Below are 20,986 nucleotides of genomic sequence, written 5' to 3' on the forward strand. Positions count from 1 at the left end.
CCTGGACCGTCAACTGTCGTTACGGCACAACCTTCTCGATCTTCACACTGCCCAGGCCCGCGACCGTGCCGCGCGCGTTGACCAGCTGGACCTGCCCGAAGAACTCACGCCCCTCGGGAGCGGCCGCCGCGGCGGTGACGCTGCCCGAGACCGTGGCCGACGCGCCCGTGCCGAGCTTCACCGGCGCCGAACCGTCGACGCCGACGCTGCCGAGGGTCGGGGAGAAGAACACGTCCTGGTAGTCGTACGCGGTCGTGCCGGCCGGCACCGAGTAGCCGACGACCTCGACGGTGTACTTCCCGGCGGCAGGCGAGGGCACGGAGACCGACTCCTCCGAGTCGCCGTCGGCGGAGCTGCCGACCTGCGTGCCGGCGGCGTCGTAGACCGCGAGGTCCAGGTCCGCGGCCGCGTCCGAGACACCGCCGATGGCGACGTCCAGGGACTTCGCGCCGGCGGGCACCTCGACGGTCGTGGTCTGCGTCTCGCCCTGCTTGATCGACGGACGGGTCGTCTTCGCGGAGCCGAGCGGGCCGCCCACCAGCTTGCCTTCGAGCGCGGCGAAGCCGTTCGTCACCTTCCAGGAGGCGGCGGCCGGGGTGCCGACCTTCGCCTCGGGCACGGTCACGGTCTCCGGGTCGAAGGCCGCGCCGAGCACGGCGACATCCAGCTTGTACGGGTTGTCGAGCAGCGGCGACGTACGGCGCGACTCGACCTCGATCTCCCACACGCCCGGCTGCGGGTTCGCGTACGAACGCAGGTCGGGGCGGCAGGTGTTGGCCGGGTTGGCGTAGTTCGGGTAGCAGTTGATCGTCGACGTCGGGTCGGACGGGACGCCGTAGGGGTGGATGGAGATGAACCGGGTCTGGCTCTTGTCCTTCAGCCCGCTCATCGCGACCTCGAGCGTCTTCGCGCCCTCGGGCACGGTGACGTAGTAGTGCCGCGAGCTGTTGCGCTGCACCGAACCGGAGGCGGAGAAGGTGTACTTCAGCGGGGCCGAGACGACGACCGTGCTCAGCACCTGCTTGTCGATGCCCTCGGTCTTCGGGTCGTCGACCTCGAGGATCGCGCTCTTGATGCCGGCGGACTTCGGCGCGGCCTGGACCTTGACGGTCACCGGCTTGTTCAGCGGCAGCTTCACCTCGTCGGAGCCGACGACGCGGAACGTGCCGCCCGCGTTGTTCTCGAAGTGCAGCTCGTGCCGGATCGCCTTGTCGGCGCCGGACGTACGGGTGACGGTGACCTCGTAGGTCTTCTTCTGACCGGCCTTCAGGCCGCCCTCACGGTCGTAGAGACCCGTGCCGGAGCCCGGGGTCTTCAGGAACTGGTCGATCGCGGTGTCGACCGGCGCCTTGACCGTGTAGGAGTGCGAGGTGGCGTCGTCGCGGATCGAGTCCCAGGCGTCCTCGATGTTCATGAGGCCCGCGCCCTCCTCGTACGCCTGCACACCCTTGATGTGGTCGGCGGTCGAGGTGAGGGCCGTGCGCAGGGTCGCCGGCGTGAGGTCGATCTTCTTCTGCTTGGCGGCGGACAGCAGCAGCGCGGCGGCGCCGGCGGCCTGCGGGGAGGCCATCGAGGTGCCCTGGAGCATGCCGTAGCCGGCCGGCAGGGTGTAGCCCGCCTCGGCGACCGGCTGGCCCGGCATCCAGGTCTGGATGGTGTTGATCGCCGCGCCCGGGGCGACCAGGGTCGGCGTGAAGCCGCCGTCCTCACGCGGGCCGCGCGAGGAGAACGGCATCAGCGCGTACTTCTTCTCCACGGCCGAGCCGTAGTTGGCGGCCCAGGTCTCCTTGGAGACGGACGCGCCGACCGAGATGACCTTGTCGGCCAGGGACGGGTCGCCGATGGTGTTGGTGCCGGGGCCGGAGTTGCCCGCGGAGATCACCAGCTGGACGCCGTACTCGTCGATCAGGCGCGTGTACAGCTCGGAGCGCGCGTTGTTGCCGTCGTTCAGCGCCGGCAGGCCGCCGATGGACATGTTGACGATGTCGACGCCGCGCTTGGTGACGAGGTCGATCATGCCCTCGGTGAGCGCGACGTTGGTGCATCCGCCGGACCAGGTGCAGGCGCGCGAGGAGACCAGCTTGGCGCCCGGAGCCGCGCCGTCCATCTTGCCGCCGAACAGGCCGTTCGCCGCGGTGATGCCGGCGACGTGCGTGCCGTGCTCGGACTCGATGACGCCGATGTTGACGAAGTCGGCCTTCGCGCCCGACGCGTTGACGACGACGTCCTTGCGGATCTCGACGACGAACGGCTGCCGCTCGGCGATGTCGGTGGCCGGGTCGTCGGTGCCGAAGTACCCGATCTGGAAGCCGTCCTTGTACGGCTTCATCGCGGCGTCGTCACCGAAGTCGTTGTTGTTGTTCAGGTCGACGCGGACCGTTCCGGACGCCGCGTCGTACAGCACGCCCCAGGAGTCGGTGGTGTCGCCGTCCCGGTTGGCGTCGCCCGCCGCGTCGCCGCCGGTGGTGTACGACTCCAGGAAGGTGCTGACCCGGTAGGAGCCCGCCGGGGCCGTCCAGGTCTTCCCGCCGTAGGTGAAGGTGGGCCCGGCGACGGAGGTGGTCATCGGGCGCCAGGTGCGGTCGTTGTCGACGACCGGGTCCGTCGCCGTCACCCAGTCGACGATCTTCCGCTCGCCGGTGGTGGTCTTCTGCAGCGCCGGGTGGCCGAGGTCCACGCCGGAGTCCAGGATGCCGATGGTGATGCCGCGGCCGTCCGCCTTCGGGTGGTCCTCGACGAAGTCGACCGCGCCCGTCTCGAAGGACGGGTTGTACGGGTTCTCGGCCGGGGTCTTCTTCCCGGGCGCCGGGTAGGTGCCGGTGGCCTTGGCGCCCTTGGCCGCGTCCGCGCTCGGCGTCGGGTCGTCCAGCGGGATCTCCTCGCGCAGGTCGATGCCGTGTACGGAGGAGAGCTTGGCGGCGGCGGCGATGGCCGAGTCCGCCCGGGAGGTCGGGACGGTGGCGCGGACGTAGCCCAGCTTGTCGTCGGCCCGGCCCACCGAGCCGCCCTTGACCGCGTCCAGCTGCCCGGCGACCTGCTCGGTCTTCCCAGGCGCGGTGGCGATCATCATCGTGACGGTCTTGTCGCCGTCGGCCTTGGCCTCCGCGAGGAGGTCCGCGTCGTCCGAACCGAGCTTTTCGGGCGCGGACTTGACGTCCGGGTCGGCGGGGGCGGAGGCGCCCGGACCGTCGGCGGCGAAGGCCAGGGGGATCGGCCCGGCCGCGGAGAGCGCGGCGACGAGACCGGCGGCCACGGCTATGCGCGCCACGCGTCTCGGGCCCGATATCGGGTCGCGCTGGGGGGTGAGGGTCATCGGCATCCCTTGTAGGTAAAGGAACGAGCGGGAACGACCAGGACCGATCGACCCTGGTCGCAACGGTCCGAACGCGAGCCCGGACGATCGCACAGCTTTGCGTAAGGCCACGCTCTTTGGGGACTGTTGACCGAAACGAGATGGATGTATGGGGAAAACCCGCGATGCGTTTTGCGGGCATGAGTCCTGAAGACGGCGAAATCGGTTAACGTCCCGGAGTGCGAGAGAAGTTGAGGGTGGCGGCCTACGCCGTATGCGTCCGTGACGGACAGATCCTGCTCGCCCGCTCACCCGCCCAGGACGGCACCCCCGAGTGGGTCATGCCGGGCGGCGGCATGGAGCACGGCGAGGATCCCTACGACACCGTGCGACGGGAGGTGGAGGAGGAGACCGGGTACCGGATAGAAGTGACCGGGCTGCTCGGCGTGGACTCCTCCCACCGCGTTTTCCGCGACGGCTTCGGACGCCCCGTGGACCATCACGGCGTCCGGTTCGTCTACGAGGGCCGTATCACCGGCGGCGAACTGCGCCACGAGGTGGGCGGCTCCACCGACCTCGCCGCCTGGCAGCACCTGGACGCGGTGCCCGGACTGGTCCGCATCGGGCTGGTCGACACGGCACTGCGACTGTGGCGGGAACGCCCGGCCGGCGGACGGCTCAACGGCGTCCCGGAATAGGTCAGGAACGGGTCCGGAATAGGTGCAGTACCCCAGAAGATGAACACCGAGTGACCGACTCCGGGCCGTTCCCGGAGCGGTCGTCGACGCGCGGGGTAGTCCAAGATCCACGTACGGTGATCGGCGCTGCCCGTTGCCACCGCGTTTACGCGCAGGTCATTCCCGATGCCAACGATTCAGTGTGAGCGGGGTGTTCGTATGACGAACGCCCCGCGACCACTGCCGACGCGTTCGCACTCGGGGAGAGAAGCGCATGTCGCGCACACGCTCAGTCGCAGGCTCCGGCCAGGGCCTCCACCGTCGTTCCGTCCTCGCCGCCGGCGGCGCGGTCGCCCTCTCCGCGGGCGTCGGCTACGCCCTGCGGCCCAGCGACAGCCAGGCCGCGACGGCCAAGGAGGCGACCGAGGCCGTGGCCGCCTCCTCGCGTCAGGCACCGGCCGCGCCGCTGGCCCCCTACACCAAGGGCACCACCCTCGCCTCCGTCGCCGCCCCGCGCGGCAGCTCCGGCTACCGGCGCCTGGGCGACGGACCCGGCTGGCAGCGGGTCGTGCGCTCCGACCTGGCCGCGCCCAAGTCCGGCCGCACCGGGCGGCGTACCGCGCTCGCGGCGTTCGTGCAGCTCACCGACCTGCACATCATCGACGCCCAGCACCCGCTGCGTCTGGAGTATCTCCGCTCGGCCGACATCCACGCCTGGCGGCCGCACGAGGCGCTGACCGTGCAGGGCGCCATCGCGCTGGTGGAGCGGATCAACGCGCTGCGCGGCGCCCCCGTCACCGGCGCCCCGCTGCACTTCGCCATGACCACCGGCGACAACACGGACAACAACGCCAAGTCCGAGCTGGACTGGTTCCTGAAGATCATGAGCGGTGGGCGCATCACGCCCAACACCGGGGACCCGCGCCAGTACGAGGGCGTCCAGAACAGCGGCCTCAAGCAGTACTGGCAGCCGGACGCCGCGGCCCGCGACAGCGACAAGCAGGTCGGCTTCCCGCAGCTCGACGGCTTCCTGAAGGCCGCCGTCCGGGAGGTTCGCAGCCCCGGCCTCAACCTGCCCTGGTACTCCACGGTCGGCAACCACGACTCCCTGCCGATGGGCTGCTACGCCTCGCACGACGACTCCTACCTCACCGAACTCGCCGTCGGCGGCAAGAAGCTGATGGACGTGTCCGCAGCCGAGGCACAGCAGCTGCTGACCCTCATCAAGAAGGCCCGGGACCCCGAGGGCGTCCGCTACCACGACTTCCTCAAGTCCCATGCCCGCTCCATGCGCTCGGTCACCCCGGACGAGAGCCGCGCCCCCTTCACTCAGGCCGAATACCTCCAGGCCCACCTGGACCCGGCCTACCGCGGTGTCGGCCCGGCCGGCCACGGCTACTCCTCCGCCAACCTGGACTCGGGCACTCAGTACTACGCCTTCCGCATCTCCGACGACGTCATCGGCATCAGCCTGGACACCACCGACGCGGGCGGCCACTACGAAGGCTCCCTCGGCACGACCCAGATGAAGTGGCTCGAGAGGACCCTGCGGGAGAACAAGGACTCCCACGCGGTGATCTTCAGCCATCACACCAGCAAGACGATGACGAACCTCCGCAGCGACCCGGCCCGGCCCGAGGAGCGCCGGCACGACGGCCAGGAGGTCCTCGCCCTCCTCGGCGGCCACCGCAACGTGCTCGCCTGGGTGAACGGCCACATCCACAAGAACGTCATCACCCCGCACTCGACGTCCGGCGGCGGCTCCTTCTGGGAGATCTCCACCGCCTCCCACGTCGACTTCCCCCAGCTCGCCCGGGTCATCGAGCTGACCGACAACAAGGACGGCACCATCTCGCTGTTCACCACGCTGGTGGAGTCCTCGGCCCCGCACCGCACGGACTTCTCCGACCTCTCCCAGACCGGCCTGGCGGCCCTCTACCGCGAGCTGTCCCTCAACGCCCCCGGCGCGAACGCGAACCTCGGCGGCGACCCGGAGGACCGCAACACCGAGCTGGTGCTGAAGAAGGGCTGATTCCCGCTCAACCGTCCGGACCCGGTCAACCCGGGCCGCACGGTCGAGGTCCCACCCCCTGACACAGCTCGATGTGACAGAGCTCGATGTGACAGGGGGAAACGGGGACATGAGGAAACACCTGCGTACGACCCTGACGGCGGCGACGGCCGTGGCCCTGACGGCGGCCCTGGCCGCCCCGGCACTGGCGGCCACCCCGGCCAAGGGGACCGGCGACCATGACGCGACCCGGCAGGCGGTACGGGCCGCGGTCGCCGACGGCGTCCCGGGCGTGACCGTGACCGTGCGGCGGGGGCACGGCACGTGGGCGGCCACGGCCGACGTCGGCGACCTCGACACGGGCAAGCCGCGTTCGACGGCGGACCACTACCGAGTCGCCAGCATCACGAAGACGTTCGTCGCGACCGTCGTCCTGCAACTGGAGGCCGAGGGGAAGCTCTCGCTCGACGACACGGTGGAGAAGTGGCTGCCGGGCGTGGTCCGGGGCAACGGCCACGACGGCCGGCGGATCACGCTGCGCCAGCTCCTCAACCACTCCAGCGGCATCTTCGACTATCTGCGCGACTCCGGTTTCCAGCAGAAGTACATGACCCCGGACGGCTTCATGAAGCACCGCTTCGACCAGGCGTCCCCCGAGGACGCGATCGCCATCGCCATGGCGAACAAGCCGCACTTCAAGAAGCCGGGCACGTCGTTCGCGTACTCCAACACCAACTACGTCCTGGCCGCGCGGGTGATCGAGAAGGCCACGGGCAGCGACGACTACGCCGATGAGATCGAACGGCGGATCATCGCCCCGCTGAAGCTGTCCTCCACATCGGTCCCCACCCGGGTCACCCTGCCCCGGCCCAGCAGCCGTGCCTACTCCAAGCTGGCCAAGACGGCCACGGGCCCGACGTACGACGTTACGGAGCTGAACCCGCGCCTGGCCTACGGCTCCGGCCAGATGGTCTCCAGCTCGGCCGACCTGACCCGCTTCTACTCGGCCCTGCTCCGGGGCAAGCTGCTCCGGCCCGAGCAGCTGAAGGAGATGAAGACCACGATCCCCTCCAGCCGTGACACCAGCCGCTACGGTCTGGGGCTCGTCGACCGCAAGCTCGAGTGCGGTGTCCACGTCTGGGGCCACGACGGCGGCATCTTCGGCTCGAACTCGGACGTGGTGACGACCGAGGACGGCCGGCACTCCCTGGCCGTCAACTTCAACGGGGACTGGTCGGGAAGCACCGACGCGATCATCGAGGCGGAGTTCTGCGGCGACGGCTGAGCCACTCCAGGCCGACGTGACAACTCAACATGACTGGCCCTCCACCGCGATCGCCGGCCGGGGCGCGATGCCGGTGCCGCAGTCGGCGGCACCGGTGTGGGTGCCCCAACGACCGCATCGGCTTCGGAAACGGCCCGAGCATGCCCCGCTGATCAGGCTGCTGCACCGGGAGACTTCAAGGTCCACGACAGTGGCAAGATCAGTCCAGAGTCGGCCTCCATCGCAGCGCGGCTCTGTTCGTGGATCGCCAACCCCAAGCACACAGTGCGACGGCACATACTCCGGCTCCGACCCCGAGAAGGACGTACGTACCCCCTGGAACCGGAGCCCCGCCTTCGACGGTTATGGGCGTAGTCAGCCACATCGAAATGATGCTCCCTAGCGCAGCGGCCAGTAGCGCGGGGAACAGAAGAGACCACGCGACGACGGAGCCGTTGATTCTGGTGTCCGCTGCCAGGACTGACAGGGGGGCCATTTCCCGGCTGAACCGCAGGAGTTCGGCCAGCGCGCTGATGCCGATTGCCAGCATGGTCAGGCAGGCGCCGATTAGACCCAGGAGTCGTACCCACGCAGCCGAGGAGGCAAGGTCGTTGGAGCCGAGCAACCAGCTGTGACCCAGTGGCTCGGCACTGGCATCCGCAGCCAGGTGTGCTCGTGCCAGCTCCCGAAGGAGGGGCAGAGACAGCGCCTCTCCCGGCTTGGAGACGGCGACGAGCGAGAGGGACTCCTCTCCTTGTGCCGTCGCTCCATGCACTGGCCCCCGGGAAACGGTCACCAAGCCATCACCCCCGGCCAGGCTCCATCGGGCGAGTTCCCGGACTCTGGGGTCGAGGCCACTGCGAGCGGGGTGGAACTGGGAAGTCTTGCAGGGCAGTTCTAGGGCGTGAAGGGCGCCGCAAGCCCCACTGAGAGCGATTTTTCCAGGTGACTCTTCAGTCGGTGGAGTCTGTCGCACGAGTAGCAGCTCGGTGTCGGCCGGCATCGCTGCAGCGAAATCTTGTACTCGTTCGGCGGCAACGTAGGGAGAGACGGAAAACAGAGTTGACCCGATCCGGTCCTGCGTCTGCTTCGCAAGCATTGCGTTCTGACCCAGCAACCCAGTCCACAAGTGCACTTGAGCGACCAGCCCAATCATGACAATCAACGCGGTCACGAAACGGGCCGTACCACGAGGTTTGGCAGACATCCTCCGGCCTGCAATCAGCAGACCTGGGATCCCCAACTGTCGGCCGGCAACGGCAAGCCGAACACCGATCCATGCGCAGAGCGCACCGATGACGGCAGGCAGCGTCACCAGTACGGCTGCCACACCGAGGGCGTAGACCGGAAGCCGCACATCATCACCGGCAAATTCCGGCCCTCGTACAGCGAAGAGGAACACGAAAGGAAACATCCAAGGCCACCATGTAGGCAGGCGCTGAGATCCGACTGTTGGCCTGACGGCCCTGGCCGTCTTCCGTCCTCTGGAGTGGAGCAGCACTGCAACAGTCCATACTACAAGGACCGCGGCAACTCCGGCCGCCAAGAGCCGAGCTACGCAACGTCGCGCGTCTTCCGCGCTGAGGGTGAAGTCGACTAGCGGGAACGGAATGTCGAGCACGAATGCAGGGAGTAGAACACAAGCTGCGAAAACTGCCCCTAGGGTGGTTGGAATTGCTACTTCCCCAAGGGTGTAAATTCCCCTCGCACCTCGGCTCGCGCCCAGCGCTTCGAAGAGTGCCAGCCTGCGCTCGCGAGCCGTTGAGCCTACGCGGGCACTGACCAAGACGAGGGCACCGGCCGGCAGCAGAACGAATCCAGCGATTCCGGCCGCGAAAACCGAAAAGTCCGGAATCGACATGCTTTCTCCAACGCCGGTGGCCGATGCTGCGGGCACACCAAAACCCCTCAGGGGGTACATGCCTTGCCGGTCGAGCAAGTTCGCTCGAGGCCGTACATAGGCAAAGCGTTCTTCTGGAGCCTGCAATCCCACCTTTCCGATTGTGCCCGCAAACTTCCCGTACCGAGACTTGATCCCCTCATGTGCCCCGGCCTCGACGAGAGCGGATGAAAGTATGGCTTCACCCGGCTCGGGCCACTTGCTCAAGCCGGGCGGCAACGGAGCATTTTGAACAAGCGGTTCGACGTATGTAACAGAGTGCTGGCGTCCTGCGACGTCATCCCTGCCCCAAGCCCACAGCGCCACAGCTCGGTCGGCCGAGCCCGGTCGAAGAATTTGCGGAGTGCGGGAGGCCCCTCGGATATCCCGACCCTCGTACGTGGCGTGCGCCAAGACGAGTCCGCTCAGTCCGAGCATCATCAAGCCGCCGGCCAGGAAGATTCCCCAGAATCGGATACGTCCACCTTCGGTGGACAAAGCTGTTGTGCGCCCTGCGCCCAGCAGCTGAAGGGCAAGAGCCCGGCGCTTCATGCGTGAACTCCCGCAGCCGGGACTGCGCTGGCAGTGAGCGCTCCGTCCTGAAGAAACAGTTGGCGCTGCGCTCGAGCGGCAACGGAGCTGTCGTGCGTGACTAGGACGAGGCCGCACTGCCGACGTTCCGGCAGGCTGTACAGCAGCTCAGCAACAATCTGCCGATTGGCTGAGTCCAGAGCACCGGTCGGCTCATCCGCGAGCAGCAAGGCGGGGCGGTTGATCAGTGCGCGAGCCACCGCAACACGCTGCCTTTCGCCGCCGGACAGCGACTCCGTCTCTGCAAAGGTGCCCCCGACGTTCAGTTCGTCCAGGAGTTCCGCTGCTCGTGAGAATGCTTCCACCCGTGGTAGACCAGCGAGCATCCCTGCGATTGCCACGTTCTCCATAGGGGAGAGTTCTGGCAGCAGCTCGCCCGCCTGGAATACCATGCCCACCGATTCGCGACGGTGCCGGAGCATTTTACGACCAGATAGCTGCTCCAGCTGCTTGCCGCACAGCACCACGGATCCCTTGTTCGGTCTGATCAGCCCCATAACGCACATGAGAAGGGTCGATTTACCGCTGCCGCTTGGGCCTGAGATAGCGACAGACTCTCCCGGCTTGACGCTTAATTCAATGCCGTGAAGTAGCACTCGGTCTCCTGCATTGTACTGAAGGCCAGAGATCTCCAGTACCTGTCCTTTCGTGTCCACTATCTCCACTTTCGGGGCATGCTTGCATATCGAGAAAGTCGCGCGAAGAGATTGTTGACCTCCACTTCGCGCGACTTATGTAAAGTTTACTCGGGTCAGTCACTATCCCAAGCGCTGCAATCATCCGGCCACTGGTTGATGTACTCGCAGGCCTTTATTCGCCAGATTTGGTCTCTCTTGTATGCGCTCTTATTCGCGTGTCCCTTACCTCGCTTCTCCCACAAATTGTAGACGTCATCGGCAAAGTATGGGTAGCTATACTGAGCCTTTACAGGGTGACCATCGGCCTTTATGTCGGCGATGTTCGCATAGTGCTTTTGGCCTGTAGTGTAGGCGTCCGCCCCATCAGTGGCCGAGTCGATCTCCCCGGCAAAGGCTGGCGTGGACGCGGTGAGCGCCGCCACCACGATCAGGCTGGCCGCCGCTTTCTTGATTTTCATTGAGACCCTGTCCCTGTACTTGATTCCCTGAGGGCGTCACTCAAGCCCTACGAGATACGGAAACGCCTGATTATGTCAGTCGCCGTCCCAGGCGCTGCAGTCATCTGGCCATTGGTTGATGTACTCGCAGGCCCGGATCTGCCAAATCTTCGCGCCGTACCCGCTCTTCGCGGTATTTCCGTACCCTGACTTCTCCCACAGGGTCGATACATCATCCTTCGGGAAGTTTCGTGAATACTGAGCCTTGACCGGGTGACCATCCTTCGCCGTATCCTTGATGTTGGCGTAGTGGTCGGAGCCAGACGTGTAGGCGTACGCCCCATCGGTCGATGCGTTGATTGCAAACGCCGGCGCGGACGCTGTTAGTGCGGCTGCCGCGAGAGCAAGGGCAATGCCTTGCTTAACATTCACCATTCTTCTCCCCTTTTTTGCTGCGGTGGGCAACCTAATTGGAGATCTCGGCATCGGATCAGCAAGGTAGCCGCACGAATGTGCGCGCAGGCCATTGAAGCCAGGTGTAAGGCTATTTGCCGTCCAGTAAAGCCGTCATGGCCTGTGGAATCCGTGTCAGGTCTCGCAGGCTTTGATTGCCGTCCAGTCGAATGTAACTGCCGGGCTGGTGATCATCGGCAAGGATTTCCAGTGCGGATATCGCTACGCCTCCAGCTTGCCTCTTGCTGATCGATTTCGCTTGCAAGCTGGCAGAGGCGCTTGCCCTGGGCCAATGTGATCACCGGCGCCCTGGCCTGGCTCGAAGCTCTCGCGAACCTGGCTGGCCAGTACGCTCAACTCTGTAAGCAGTGCTCGCTGAAACAGCAAGGAAGATCTTGGAAGGCTCAAGCTTCGCTGTAAAGATGTCGCGACGATAATGGCTGAAAATACGCATGCTCTTTTTGTCGCGTTCGATGGCATTGCGTGAGTTTCTTCGGTGTTGCCGCTCCAGGGTGAGGGCAGGTTTGTCGATTGACGGCATGCGGGTTTGACTGCAGCGGGATCTGTGGAAGATCCGCCAGGCTTTCAGCGCCCCGATCTCCGCTCTCGAACGCCGCCACCGGCAGCCGGCCCGGGTCGAGGGCCGCATTCCCGGCGCCCGCTCCACCGTCTGCGCAGCCTGTCCCTCCGTGACGCCGCGAAGAACCGGATCTGGCTGGAGATCGCCCAGATCGCACTCGACCTCCTGGGGTGTGGATGCCGAAGCTCCCTGACGGCACCGCCCGATTTGCGAGATTCTCCCCGCCTGTCGGCGTAGACGTCGACCGCATCAATGTCGTGAGTGGCCGAATTGAGTCATGACGGGACCGTGGGTGCGGGATACAGCCGGCGTGGGTGCCTGCCGAACTCCCGGGTCCGGTGGAGGAGTTACTCAAGTTGGTGCGATCTGTGCGGTGCATGTCAATCAGCCAATCTCGCAGCCACCCCTTGCTGAGTGATCTGCGGGGCGTACATGATCTTGCACTTGTGTGCGAGGCGTGTCGTTTTGTGTGTTTACCGTGATGGGGGTGGGGGAGTGCTGACGCTTTCGTCTGCACGTGTGCGGTCGTTGATCGTGCTCCTGGTGCTGTCCGTTGTGGCGGGTGGCGGCTGGTTGATCAAGGTGACCACCGACAGCACCGTAGGCGACGGTGCCAGTAGCGCGGCCCAGTACCGAGGCCCGCAGCCCGCCGCGCACCACAGGGCGGTCACGCCGCAGGAACGGCGGGCGCAGACCAAGGACCGGGCCAAGGCGGGGAAGTCTCGGGCACTGCCGACGACACAGAGCAAGCCGGCCACGGCAGCGCAGATCAAGCTGCTGAAGCAGAATCAGCGGCAGTTGCGAAACTCCGGGCTCAAGTCCTCGGATGCCCCTGCCCCTTCCCGCACTCCTGGCAGCAGCGTCAAGCAGGCCTCATTCACCACCAGTGGCGACGCGGCTTCGTACTCCAGCGGGGCCCTCTACCAGGTGTCATCCGATCCCTTCGGCAACGCCGCAGCTCAGCAGGGCGGTTGGCTGATGGCGCTCGGCAACCACATCGGCGCGGCCGTGCCGGGCGAGCCCTTGCAGGTCTCCGCGGCGATCTGGCAGTCGGGAGGCGCGGACACCGAGGTGCATCCGGTGAAGGTGCGCTGGAAGGTGGACTACTACGGCTGTCGCCTGAGCAACGACGACGTTCAGTTCGTCGACTTCGGGCAGACGGCCCAGGCGCCGACCTTGAACACGGACAAGGTGTTCCCGGTGGTGAACGCGTCGTTCACGGTGCCGGCGACGGAGTGCACGCAGGAGTTCCCGAGCCTGGTGATCTGGGCTTGCACGACGGTGACGGACGATCCCACCGACACCGAGTCCTGCGGCTCGTACAACATGTTCTACATCGTGCCGTCCCTGCCCGAGGGCGCTGCATGTGCTGCGGTTTGCGGTGACGCGAGCGGTGCGGCCGGTACGACGGTGATGCGCGCCGATCCGGTGAACACGGCGACTGGCGCGTTCACGGAGGCGTTCACCGACGCTCAGGTTCCGGCTCCCGGCGTGCCGTTGCAGGTTGGACGGGTCTACTCGTCCGACAACACCGATGTCGGAGCGCTCGGCAAGGGCTGGCAGCTGCCGTGGGAGACGCGGCTGAAGATCGAGGCCGACGGTGATGCCGTGCTGGTCGGGGAGGGCGGCACCCGGCACACGTACACCAAGAAGTCCGGGGGGACATTCACGGCTCCCGGCCAGGCGCGTTCAAAGCTGGTCACCGACGGCAGCGGCTACAAGCTGACGACCGCCGATCAGTCTGCGTACGCCTTCAACGCCTCTGGCCAGCTGACCGCGGTCAAGGACCGCACCGGCCGGGGCCTGTCCCTGGCGTACACGGGTGGCAAGCCCACGACCATCACGGACGCGGTCGGACGCGCCGCGAAACTTGCCTATGCCGGTGACCGGCTGGACACGGTGACGCTGTCGGACGGCCGGGTGGTCGACTACAGCTACACCGGCGACCGGCTGACCGGCGCGACAGCCCTGGACGGGAAGACGGAGACCTACGGCTACGACGCCGCTGGCCGCGTCAACAAGGTGACCGACGCCCGGAACAAGCAAGTCACGTTCAACATCTACGACACCCAGGGCCGGGTGACGTCCCAGGCGGACGCGCTGGGGCACGAGACGAAGTTCGCCTATTCCAAGAACGGGGTCTTCGACCAGGTCGACGTCACGGCTCCGGACGGCGGCGTGTGGACGGACGTCTACTACAAGAACGTCCTGTTCACCCAGATCGACCCACTGAACAACAAGAGCTACTACCGCTACGACAAGTTCTTCAACCGCACGAGCGCGATCGACGCGGAGGTCCGCGAGTCCGAGTGGGAGTACGACAACCAGGGTCGCCTGAAGCGCCGGTCCAATGCCTCCTCGGACGAGGAGTGGGCCTACGACGCCAAGGGCAACGTGGCCACGTACACGGACGGCGAGTACAACGACTACACCTTCGGCTACAACACGGCCAACCAGGTCACCTCGGTCAAGGACCCGTCGGGCAAGACGACGTCGTACGGCTACAACGCCACTACCGGGCTACTGGAGACTGTCACAACCCCGCGTGGCAAGGTCACGAAGTACGGCTACGACGCCGACGGCAACCTGACCTCGGCCATCAGCCCGAAGGGCAACAAGGCCACCTACACCTACTTCGCCTCCGGGCAGGTGAAGACGGTCGTCGATCCGCGCGGCAACGTCAGCGGCGCGGACCCGGCGAAGTACACGACCTCGTACACCTACGACGCTGCCGATCGTGTCAAGACGGTCACCGACGCGCGCGGCAACACCACGTCCTACGACTACGACGAGGTCGGCAACCTCCGCACGGTCACCGACGCCGCCAACCGCGTCACGGCCTACGCCTACAACGACGCGAGCCGACTGAAGACCATCACGGACCCGGCACTGAAGCAGACGGTCCTGGACTACGACCCGGCCGGCCGGCTGAGCAAGGAGACCAACCGCCGGGGCGCGACCGTCACGTACACGTACGACAAGGCCGGCAACCAGGTCCAGGTGGTGACCGCCCGCGGCAACGCCACCGGCGCCGACGCGAAGCAGTACACCTGGAGGATCGGCTACGACAAGGTCGGCAACCGCAAGACCGTCACCGACCCCCTCGGCAAGACCACCGCTTTCACCTGGGACGCCGACAATCGGCCGCTGTCGGTCACCGATCCGCTCAGCCACACCCGCAGCGTCAAGTACGACGACAACGGCAGCGTCGTGAAGACCACCGACGGCCTTGGCCACGGCATGACGCTGGACTACGACGAGAACAACCGGCTGAAGTCGTCGAAGACCTGGGCCGGCTACCTCACCACCTACGAGTACGACGACGACAGCCACCTTTCGGTCGAAGTCTCCCCGGAAGCCGAGCGCACCACCTACACCTACGACGACGACGGCAACCTCGCCACCGCCGTCGACCCGCGCGGCAACGCCACCGGCGCGGACCCGGCGAAGTACACCTGGAGCTACGGCTACGACGCGGCGGGCAATCCCACCTCCCTCACCGACCCGCTCGGCCACCAGCGCAAGACGGGCTACGACGCCGTCGGCAACGTCGCCTCCGTCACCGATGGCCGCAACAAGCAGACGTTCTACGAGTACGACGAGCTCAACCGGCCGAAGAAGGTCACCGCTCCGGACACCGGAGCGACCGCCTTCACCTACAACAAGGCCGGCTTCCTCGAGACCAGCACCGACGCCAACACGCACACCAGCACCTACGGCTACAACGATGAAGGCCAGCTGACTTCGGCCAAGAACCCGCTGGGCAAGACGGTCGCGTACGAGTACGACCTCGACGGCAACCGCACCAAGTACACCAACGCCCGCGCCCAGGCGATCACCACCACCGTCGACGCGCGCAACCTCCCGACGAAGATCACGTACTCCGACGGCACCGCGGCGCAGACGTACGGCTACGACGACGCGAGCCGGCTGAAGACCGTCACCGATGCCACCGGCACCCGCACGCTGTCGTACGACGACGACGACAAGATCAAGACGATCACGTCGCCGGGCGCGACCAAGCCGTTCACCTACGTCTGGAACACCGACGACACCCTCAAGTCGCGTGCGTACCCGGACGGTCGCACCACCAGCTACGGCTACGACAAGGTCGGCCGGACCAAGACCCGGACGACCAACGGGAAGGCCGTGGCCTACGGCTACGACAAGGCAGGCAACCTCGCCTCGGTCACCCTGCCCACCACCACGGCCCGCACCGAGGCCCGCACCTACGACGAGGCCGGTCGCCTGACGAAGCTGACCACGCCCACCGTCGACAACACCTTCACCTACGACGACAACAACCGCCTGATCGGCGACAAGCCAGGCACCGGCTACCCGACCCGCTACGCATACGACGACACGGGCCGCATGTCCCGCGTCTGCACCGACACCTCAGCCACGTCCTGCCTGACAGGCACCGCCGGCACCACGTACACCTACGACAAGGTCGGCAACCTCAAGACAGCGGCCAGCTCGGGCTCGACGACTACCTACGCCTACGACGACGGCGACCAACTGCAGTCGACGACCAACGGCACGACCACCACCAGCTACGGCTATGACGCCGACGGCAACCAGACCAAGGACGACGACGGCACCTACGCCTACGACCCGTCGGGCCGCCTCAAGTCCGCCACCATCGGCAGCGACACCTACGGGTTCACCTACGACGCCGACGGCAACCGCACAACGGTCAACAAGAACAACGCGCTCGCCGGAACGTCCCGCTGGGACATCAACAACCCGCTCCCGCAACTCGCCACCGACACCAACGCCTCCGGCGCCCTGCTCGCGGACTACCACTACGACCCCGACGGCACGGCCCGATCCATGGACCGCACCGCTGGCACCTACTACTTCACCCAGGACCGCCAGAGCTCCACCAGCGCGGTCTACGACGCAGCGGGCGCGGACAACTACCGCTACACCTACAGCGCCTGGGGCTCCCCGACCGGCAAGGCCACCATCACCGGCGGCCAGACCAGTCCCTTCGGCTACACCGGCCAGTACAAGGACCAGTACGTCCCCGACCGCCTCCAGCTCCGGGCTCGCTCCTACGACACGGCCCAGCGCCGCTTCACCACCCAGGACCCGATCCCGGCCGCCGCGGACAACCCCAACCAGTCCCCCTACAACTACACCGACAACGACCCCGCCAACCTGGCGGATCCGTCCGGCCAGTGCGCGATGTGCGTGGGCGCCCTTATCGGCGGTGTTGTCGGCGGTGGCGTCTATGCCCTCACCCACCAGGACGACTTCGACTGGGGCGATTTCGCAGCCGCCGCGGGACAAGGAGCCGTCGTCGGGGCGGTCGGCGGATTCCTCGCCCCGGCGGGTACCGCCCTAGCAACCCAGCTCGGCCTGCAGGGCGGACGGGCCCTCGCGGTCACGGTTGCCACAGACGCAGCGATAGGAATGGGACTGACCTGGGCCATCAACACTGCCCAGTGTCAGCCCACCACTCCCATCGACCTGCTTGTCGGGGCTGTCACTGGTGGACTCAATGCGCTAGTCGGACCGGCGTGGAACGCACTTAAGGGAAGGTTCTTCGGTCCAAAGTCGCCTGGCCTGGTCCTGGACCTGCCTCAACTTCCGTCGGTCCGAGGGCCGGCGGGAGCGAAGAAACCGGCCCCAGCAGTAGAGGTGTACGACGCGCCGCCAGGGTGGACGCACGAAGGTCAACTCGCCCAGTCTGAGGCCATGGTCGATGACTTTGCGCTGAAGAACCACAGCAGCCGGACAGGCACGCGGACGTACGTGGGTGGTTACAACACTAAAACGGGACAGATAGCTCTTGCGTCATCAGGCGGCAGGTACCCCGGGAACAGCTACTGCGCCGAAGGGAACGTATGCTTTGCTCTCGGTGGCGACGCATCGGACATCATCTTCACCAATGCCAAAACGGTGGAGAAGGTGAACGGTGTCAAGATCCCCAAACTGAAGCCGGTATGCCGCGACTGTCAGGATGATTACGACCCCTCCCAGTTCATCAGAGGGGCGGAGCCTGCGCCGGGCGGTCGCTGGGAAGGGCTGGGCTGACGATGCAGCGATTCGATATTCTGAGCATTGAAATCGGACTTCACGAATGGTCTGGGATGGCCTGTGGGTGCGGTCGGGGCGCCGACCATATTCCGACGGACTTCCAGAAGTCCCTACAGTCGCCCCCACCTGATCAAACGGGAGAGGGTTGGGCTGAAGGGCACGCCTATGTCCAGTCCAATCTGATGCAGCCGGCTGTGGCTACTGCATCCATGGTCATGGCTGCGCTGGCAGGCGGCGTCCCTGATGAACACCGACGCCAGCTCTTCATTGTCTTGGCCACGCTGGTCAACGGAGAGCAGGATGACATCGCGGACAGTTGCCTTGAACTCGTCAGAAGCGGGTCATGGCTCCTCTACGAAGAAATCGCATCAGGCCGTGATGTCGACTCCGCCTCGTACGCCTTTGAAATTCTGGCACTGATCGACGGCGAGTCGGCGAGGCTCGATTCCTTTCATCGGGTCGTTGCGGCCAACCTGTCCCCAGATCTTCGGTGACGTGCCTCGGATGAAGAAGCAATAGTCCCTGAGATACCCGAAAGTGCAACGTCGTCGAGCGGATATCAGCTGCCTCAAGAACCATCGGGCTGTCGCCATCCGCTACGACAAACGTGCCCGCATCTATCTCGGGACCGTCACCGGCGCGTCCTGGGTCATCTTGCTCCGCACATGATCCAGAAAACAGAGCCTATCCGTGCGTATCGACCGCCGCTGGGAGAACGGAAAGCGGCAGGTCCAGGAAACGGTCTACGCCGTCACCAGCCTCGATAATCTGCCCAGGCCAGCCTCGCTGACCTGGGCAGGTACGTGTGCGGACACTGGGAAATCGAGAATTTCCAGCCACCATGTCAGATATGTGGTGTTCGCCGAGTATGCCTCCACTGTCCCGGGCGCAGGCGGGCGCGGTCCCGATCTGGGGCATCACCGACAGCCCACTCCTGCCGGGACGTGAAAACGCTCTGAATCCTGGCCGCGCAGGTGGTCGATAAGGCTACGGGCAAAGACGACTACGGTGACGAGGTCGACCGCTGCATCATCGCCCCCTGAAGCTGGCCTCGCCGTCGACCTCAACGGGAATTGGTCACGGAGCACCGAAGGGATCGTCGAGGCGAAGTTCTGTGAAGGGTAGCGGCTACGGCTTCTCTTCCCGGCCTACATAGGTGAGGAACGCCGTCCACGCGGCCGGGGGGAGAAGCAGGGCGGGGCCGGTGGGGGTCTTGGAGTCGCGGATGGCTATGGAGGGGGTGGGGGAGGGGGAGAGGTGGGCGGCTTCCAGGCAGTTCTGGCCGGGGTCGCTGTACGACGACTTGAACCAGGACTCGTCAGGGGCGAGTTCGGTTGCGATGAGGTGAGTGGTCATGGGCCTACAGCTCTCGTTCTAGTCGGTGCAGGAAGTCGGGCGTGTCCTCGGGCGGCAGCGCCGATGCTGTCATGGCGTCGAACCTTCGGTGAAAGCGGTCGACTTCACGTGGCTTGTCCGCGGTGGACACGGAACCCCACGCGCTGTCGGTCTGCACACGTGGCGGCAGCTCGTCACCGAAGTCGAGGATGGCGAAGTCATTGGTCGAGCGATAGCTCCGGCGGAACGGCAGGACCTGAATCGTGAGGTGATCCCAGCCGGACAGCTTCTCGATCTTCGCGTACTGCTCACGCATTCCCTCTGCGCCTCCAACCGGATACCGCAGCGCGGCCTCTCCGAGGATGACGTGCAGTCTTACCGGGTTCTCGCGGGTGAGTACCTGCTGTCGTTTCATCCTCAGCTCCACACTGCTGCGGATGAACTCCGACGTGTACTCCTCGACCGGCTTGTGCAACTCGTGGGTCGCGAGGGCGTACGCCTCGGTCTGCAGCAGGCCGTAGACCACTGTCGGGTGATAGGCCTTCATGGCCCGAGCCTCCGGCTCCAGCCCAACGAACCCCGGCATGCCCGCAGGCATGAGCCCTCGGTACTGCGTGAGCCAGTCCTGCTGGTTGGACTCCTTGTTGAGGCTGATCAGCGACTCGACGACCTCCTCATCGGTGACGCCGTACTTGTCCAGCAGCTTGCGTAGATCGCCGATGTTGCGGAAGTTCAGTGAGCCCGACTCGATCCGTTGCAAAGAGGCCTCGGAGATCCGCAGTCCGACGACCGCTTGCCTGCGGGTGAACCCGCCGCCTCGGTCGCCCAGACCACAGTTCTCCCGCAACTGACGCAGTTGCAAGCCGAGTTCCAGCCGCTGCGCTGTGCGCCCGCGTTTGGCCGCCATGTGCACCGCCCTACGATCCAGCACGTTGTGCTCGTATCCGTGTGCAGAGTGTGACACTGCCTGCTGGTCCCGCGCAGCCGGTTGTGCAGAACTGGGCATAGTCCATTTTTCAGTCGCCTGATTAATCAGCTGCGTTTCGATTGAAGGCGAAAGGCGCGGCCCGTCACCGTAAAGGGGCAGCTCAAGCGAAAGGGACCCCCATGCCAAACCCCCACACGCCTGCCCTCCTCACCCACGACTGGTCCATGGGCTACCCCATGACCCTCCGCAGCGTCCGACTGGCCCGGCTGCACACACGGAGACGGCTGACGATGTGGAACTGGGCCGGGGACCTCGACGACGCCGTGCTCGTCACGTCGGAGCTCGTCGCGAACGCGGTGCTGCACGGCAGGGTCGTGGGACACGAACTGTGGTTGCGGCAAGCCGTGCTGGAGGACGGCCGGCTGTCCATCGAGGTCTCGGACCCGGTACGGGCGTTTCCGGAGGTCAAGGAGTGGGCGGGAGTAGAGACCGGCCGGGGTCTGGTGGTGGTGTCCCGCGTCGCCGAGGAACTGGACTGGTTCCTGCGCGCGGAGGTCGGCAAGACGGTGCGGGCACGCCTTGCGGCCGGTAGGTGACACAACTGTCGGGGCCGCCCGCTTCTTTGCCAGTGTCGTGCTGCGGCGAGGTGAGTAAAGGGCGCTGCGCGTCGCCTTCGGCGATCGGCCTCCGGCCGACCCTTGACTCACCTCGCCGCAGCACGGGAGAGAAGCGAGCGAACGGCCCGGAGAGGCGGGTGGCTGAGCCCCGTGCGCGGTCATCGGCCCGTTACCTTGCCGGACGGCGTGAGCGGACGCGCCCGCACCCCGCAAGCACGCCGGGTGGTCGGAGCGTGATC

At 66.0% G+C, this 20,986-nt stretch carries 12 protein-coding genes and 1 pseudogene; 7 read left to right on the plus strand and 6 right to left on the minus strand.

Annotated features, from left to right (window positions below; all coding sequences use genetic code 11):
* Positions 1-19: 19 nt before the first annotated feature.
* Positions 20-3,313, minus strand: a complete 3,294-nt coding sequence (locus OG542_RS26480; RefSeq protein ID WP_328413927.1) for a S8 family serine peptidase — start codon at positions 3,311-3,313, stop codon at positions 20-22.
* Positions 3,314-3,531: 218 nt separating this feature from the next.
* Between OG542_RS26480 and OG542_RS26485 the strand changes: the two genes are divergently transcribed.
* From OG542_RS26485 to OG542_RS26495, 3 genes are all read left to right on the plus strand, one after another.
* Complete coding sequence (locus OG542_RS26485; RefSeq protein WP_328413928.1) at positions 3,532-3,990, plus strand: NUDIX hydrolase; 459 nt, start codon at positions 3,532-3,534, stop codon at positions 3,988-3,990.
* Positions 3,991-4,243: 253 nt separating this feature from the next.
* The gene (locus tag OG542_RS26490; protein ID WP_328413929.1) at positions 4,244-6,001 is read left to right on the plus strand and encodes a TIGR03767 family metallophosphoesterase; all 1,758 of its coding nucleotides are present in this window, start codon (positions 4,244-4,246) and stop codon (positions 5,999-6,001) included.
* Between the two features lie 109 nt (positions 6,002-6,110).
* The gene (locus tag OG542_RS26495; protein ID WP_328413930.1) at positions 6,111-7,265 is read left to right on the plus strand and encodes a serine hydrolase domain-containing protein; all 1,155 of its coding nucleotides are present in this window, start codon (positions 6,111-6,113) and stop codon (positions 7,263-7,265) included.
* 2,406 nt (positions 7,266-9,671) lie between these two features.
* On the opposite strand, the gene OG542_RS26500 is transcribed toward OG542_RS26495, so the two are convergent.
* The 3 genes from OG542_RS26500 to OG542_RS26510 all read right to left on the minus strand — a co-directional run bounded on the left by OG542_RS26500 (position 9,672) and on the right by OG542_RS26510 (position 11,224).
* A complete protein-coding gene (locus OG542_RS26500) occupies positions 9,672-10,370 on the minus strand; it encodes an ABC transporter ATP-binding protein (protein WP_328413931.1) in 699 nt (232 codons plus the stop codon).
* Positions 10,371-10,465: 95 nt separating this feature from the next.
* Positions 10,466-10,810, minus strand: coding sequence for a hypothetical protein (locus tag OG542_RS26505; protein WP_328413932.1), 345 nt, complete (start codon positions 10,808-10,810; stop codon positions 10,466-10,468).
* Positions 10,811-10,885: 75 nt separating this feature from the next.
* Positions 10,886-11,224 carry a hypothetical protein gene (locus OG542_RS26510; protein ID WP_328413933.1) on the minus strand — a complete coding sequence of 113 codons (339 nt, stop codon included), beginning with the start codon at positions 11,222-11,224 and terminating at the stop codon, positions 10,886-10,888.
* Between the two features lie 611 nt (positions 11,225-11,835).
* Here OG542_RS26510 and OG542_RS40850 point away from each other — a divergent pair.
* From OG542_RS40850 to OG542_RS26530, 3 genes and pseudogenes are all read left to right on the plus strand, one after another.
* Positions 11,836-12,010: pseudogene (locus OG542_RS40850) on the plus strand (IS1380 family transposase); the annotation flags it as partial.
* Positions 12,011-12,341: 331 nt separating this feature from the next.
* Positions 12,342-17,864, plus strand: a complete 5,523-nt coding sequence (locus OG542_RS26525) for a DUF6531 domain-containing protein (protein ID WP_328413934.1) — start codon at positions 12,342-12,344, stop codon at positions 17,862-17,864.
* 2 nt (positions 17,865-17,866) lie between these two features.
* Entirely contained in the window at positions 17,867-18,361 is a 495-nt protein-coding gene (locus tag OG542_RS26530; protein ID WP_328413935.1) for a hypothetical protein, read from the plus strand.
* Between the two features lie 634 nt (positions 18,362-18,995).
* Here OG542_RS26530 and OG542_RS26540 read toward each other — a convergent pair.
* Together OG542_RS26540 and OG542_RS26545 are read right to left on the minus strand one after the other, a co-directional pair.
* Positions 18,996-19,223: a DUF397 domain-containing protein gene (locus tag OG542_RS26540; RefSeq protein WP_328413936.1), complete on the minus strand. Its 228-nt coding sequence runs from the start codon at positions 19,221-19,223 to the stop codon at positions 18,996-18,998.
* Between the two features lie 4 nt (positions 19,224-19,227).
* Positions 19,228-20,109 carry a helix-turn-helix domain-containing protein gene (locus OG542_RS26545; RefSeq protein ID WP_328413937.1) on the minus strand — a complete coding sequence of 294 codons (882 nt, stop codon included), beginning with the start codon at positions 20,107-20,109 and terminating at the stop codon, positions 19,228-19,230.
* A gap of 200 nt (positions 20,110-20,309) precedes the next feature.
* Between OG542_RS26545 and OG542_RS26550 the strand changes: the two genes are divergently transcribed.
* Positions 20,310-20,726 (plus strand): ATP-binding protein, encoded by a 417-nt coding sequence (locus OG542_RS26550; RefSeq protein WP_328413938.1) that lies wholly within the window; start codon positions 20,310-20,312, stop codon positions 20,724-20,726.
* Positions 20,727-20,986: the final 260 nt, after the last annotated feature.

This window comes from Streptomyces violaceus (assembly GCF_036014075.1).
In the GTDB taxonomy this organism is placed as follows: Bacteria; Actinomycetota; Actinomycetes; order Streptomycetales; family Streptomycetaceae; genus Streptomyces; species Streptomyces violaceus.

Coding starts and splice junctions, on each gene's coding strand:
- OG542_RS26540 (WP_328413936.1), bottom strand. CDS start 19,223: ATGACCACTCACCTCATCGCAACCGAACTCGCCCCTGACGAGTCCTGG.
- OG542_RS26545 (WP_328413937.1), bottom strand. CDS start 20,109: ATGGCGGCCAAACGCGGGCGCACAGCGCAGCGGCTGGAACTCGGCTTG.
- OG542_RS26505 (WP_328413932.1), bottom strand. CDS start 10,810: ATGAAAATCAAGAAAGCGGCGGCCAGCCTGATCGTGGTGGCGGCGCTC.
- OG542_RS26480 (WP_328413927.1), bottom strand. CDS start 3,313: ATGACCCTCACCCCCCAGCGCGACCCGATATCGGGCCCGAGACGCGTG.
- OG542_RS26530 (WP_328413935.1), top strand. CDS start 17,867: ATGCAGCGATTCGATATTCTGAGCATTGAAATCGGACTTCACGAATGG.
- OG542_RS26490 (WP_328413929.1), top strand. CDS start 4,244: ATGTCGCGCACACGCTCAGTCGCAGGCTCCGGCCAGGGCCTCCACCGT.
- OG542_RS26550 (WP_328413938.1), top strand. CDS start 20,310: ATGCCAAACCCCCACACGCCTGCCCTCCTCACCCACGACTGGTCCATG.
- OG542_RS26495 (WP_328413930.1), top strand. CDS start 6,111: ATGAGGAAACACCTGCGTACGACCCTGACGGCGGCGACGGCCGTGGCC.
- OG542_RS26510 (WP_328413933.1), bottom strand. CDS start 11,224: ATGGTGAATGTTAAGCAAGGCATTGCCCTTGCTCTCGCGGCAGCCGCA.